Consider the following 3,371-nt stretch of genomic DNA (forward strand, 5'->3'; position numbering starts at 1 on the left):
ACCAGCGCGGTGGTGCCCGCGGTGATCCCATGGCCCACGGTCACGGCGAAGTCGACGCTCTCGTGTGCGGAGAGCGCGGCGTCGATCTCGCCCAGCTCGATGCGGAAGCCACGCACCTTCACCTGGAAATCGGAGCGCCCGACATACTCGATCCGTCGGTCGGGGCTCCAGCGCACCACGTCACCGGTGCGGTACATGCGCTCGCCGTTGGTGAACGGATTCGCGACGAAGCGCTCGGCGCTCAGGCCCGCTCGCGCGTGGTAGCCGCGCGCCAGCTGGATACCCGACAGATAGAGCTCACCCGCGACACCCACCGGCACCGGGCGCAGACGACCGTCCAGAATCAAGTTCCGCATGCCCCGGACCGGGCCGCCGATGGTGACCGGATCGCCCGGCCGCAGCGGCTCACCGATATTCGTGACGATGGTGGTCTCGGTCGGACCGTAGACGTCGTGGAAGGCGCGAATCGTGCCATCCGCCAACGGCACCGCCCACCGAGCGATCAGTTCCGCCGGGACGGCTTCGCCACCGACGGCCAGCACCCGCAAGGAATCCAGGCCGTCCGGCGCGAAGGTGGCCAGGGCGGCGGTGGTGATGAAGGCGTGCGTGACCTGCTCGTGGCGAATAACTTCCGCGAGTTCCTCACCGCCGTAGACACCGGGCGGGACCACGACCAGCGCGCCGCCCCCGCCTAGGGCCATCAGGAACTCCATCATCGACCCGTCGAACGAGGGCGACGCGAAATTCAGTACCCGCGTGGACGAGTCGAGCCCGTAGCGGTCGACCTGCTCGGCCGCGAAATTGGACAGGCCCGCGTGAGTGACCACGACTCCCTTGGGCACACCGGTCGAGCCGGAGGTGTAGACGACGTACGCCGGATGCTCCGGCCGCAGCGGGCGCACCCGATCGAAATCGGCGATCGCGGTGTCCGCGAAGGCATTCAGGTCCAGGTCGTCGAGCACCAGCCATTCGACCGAATCCGGCAGGTCCGCACGGACCGATGCCACCGTCAGGCCGATGGGCGAACCCGAATCCGTCAGCATGTGAGCGATGCGGTCCGCCGGATAGGTGGGGTCCACCGGCAGGAAGGCCGCACCGGTCTTGGACACCGCCCATTCGACGTAATACGACTCGGCCGAGCGCGGCACGGCGACGGCCACCAGATCCTCGGTGCCGATGCCACGCTCGATCAGCAAGCGCGCCAACCGGTTCGACCGAGAATCGAGCTCACCGTAGGACAGACTCCGCCCCTCGAAGATCACCGCGGGCCCGGCCGGGTCGACGGCCACGGCGTCGGCGATCAGGTCCGGATAGGTGCGCGCGGTCATGGCCGCACCACCCTGGCGATCGGTAAGGTCCGTGAACTCGGTGGCCGAGAGCATGGCCAGATCGCCGACCGGATACCCCGGACGCGCGACGATATCGCTCAGCAACCGCAGGAAGCGCCGCGCGTAGACCGCCACGGTCGCCTCGTCGAAGAGATCGCGGGCGAAGGTGAAGATCCCGGTCGCACCGGCGGCGGATCCCACCACCCGCAACTCCAGGTCGAATTTCGCGGTGTCGACCTCGAAATCGACCGCGCCGACCCGCAATCCGGGCAGCTCGAACCCGGCGTCGGGGAGGTTCTCGAACGACAGCGCCACCTGGAACAGCGGGTTGCGCGCGGTGGAACGCTCCGGATTCAGCAGCTCGACCAGCCGCTCGAACGGCATGTCGGCATGCGCGAACGCGCCTAGATCCGAATCCCTGACCTCGGACAGCAGTTCCGCGAAAGACTGCTGTCCGGCGACGCGGGTGCGCAGCACCAGCGTATTGACGAACATGCCGATCACGTCGTCGAGCTCGGCCTCACCGCGGCCCGCGATCGGGGTGCCCACGGCGATATCATCGGTGCCCGAGAGCCGGGACAGAAACACCGCGAGCGCGGTGTGCATCACCATGAACAGCGTCGCATTACGTTCCCGCGCAAGGGTTTGCAGTGCGCGGTGCAGCTCGCCGTCGATGTCGAAGCTCACCGTGCCGCCCCGCAGGGACGCCACCGGCGGACGCGGGCGATCGGACGGCAGATTCAACTCGTCCGGCAGTCCGGCCAGGGTGGTGCGCCAGTAGTCGGCCTGCGCGGAGATCGCGCTGCCCGGATCGTCCTCGGAGCCGAGCGCCTCCCGCTGCCACAGCGTGTAATCCGCGTACTGGATGGGCAGCGGCGTCCACGCGGGAGCCTCACCCTGCGCACGCGCGACATAGGCCAGCATGACGTCCCGCGTGAACGGCCCCATCGACCAGCCGTCGGCGCTGATGTGGTGCACCACGAACACCAGGACGTATTGATCCGCGGCCTCCTCGACCCGGAACAGCTCGGCCCGCAACGGCACCTCGCGGGCGACATCGAAGCCCTCGGCGAGTACGCCCGCGATGCGGCCGGGCAGCGACCCGGCGCTCACCGGCTCGGGGGTCAGATCCGGCACCACGGACGCGGCAGGCCGGATCACCTGGCAGGCGGCACCGTCCAGCTGCGGATAGACCGTGCGCAGTGACTCGTGACGACCAATGGTGTCGGCCACGGCCTGTTGCAGCGCAACCACATTCAGCTCACCGGTCAACCGCACCGCGGCCGGAATGTTGTAGGCCGCCGACGCCGGATCGAACTGGTTGAGGAACCACATCCGCTGCTGCGCCATCGACAACGGCACCCGCTCCGGACGCGGCCCCGCCGTCAGCGCCTTGCGCCCCCGCCCGGCCCGCTGCTCCACCCGCACCGCGAGCGCAGCCACCGTGGGTGCTTCGAACAGCACCCGCACCGGCACCCGCGTATCCAACGCCGCGCCCAGCCGAGCCGCGACCTGCGTTGCCACCAGCGAGTTTCCACCGAGGGCGAAGAAGTCGTCCTCCGCACCGACCCGCTCGGCACCGAGCACATCGGCGAAGACTCCCGCCACGATCTCCTCGATCGGCGTCGACGGCGCACGGAAGGTTGCGGCCTCGAACTCGGGCGCGGGCAGCGCCTTCCGATCCAGCTTGCCGTTCGCGTTCAACGGCAGCGCGTCGAGCACCACGAACGCCGACGGAACCATGTAGGACGGCAACAGACCGGAGAGCGCCGACTTCACCTGCGGCACATCGATACCCGCACCGCTCGGCACCAGATAGCCGACCAGTCGGTCACCAGTACGCGGGTCAGAGTGCATGACCACAACCGCCTGAGCGACCGAATAATGCCCGGTCAGCGCCGACTCGATCTCACCCAGCTCGATACGCAGACCACGCAACTTCACCTGGAAGTCGGTACGACCCAGGTACGTGATCGAACCATCCGCGTTCCAGCGCACCAAGTCACCGGTGCGATACATCCGCTCACCGAACCCGAGCGGATT

Annotated in this window: 1 protein-coding gene; it reads right to left on the bottom strand. The window is 68.4% G+C overall.

The window, feature by feature from the left end:
• Positions 1–3,371 (bottom strand): amino acid adenylation domain-containing protein (locus ACWELQ_RS41575; RefSeq protein ID WP_452402482.1); only part of this gene is annotated, 3,371 nt, incomplete at both ends.

This window comes from Nocardia sp. NPDC004722, from assembly GCF_053601505.1.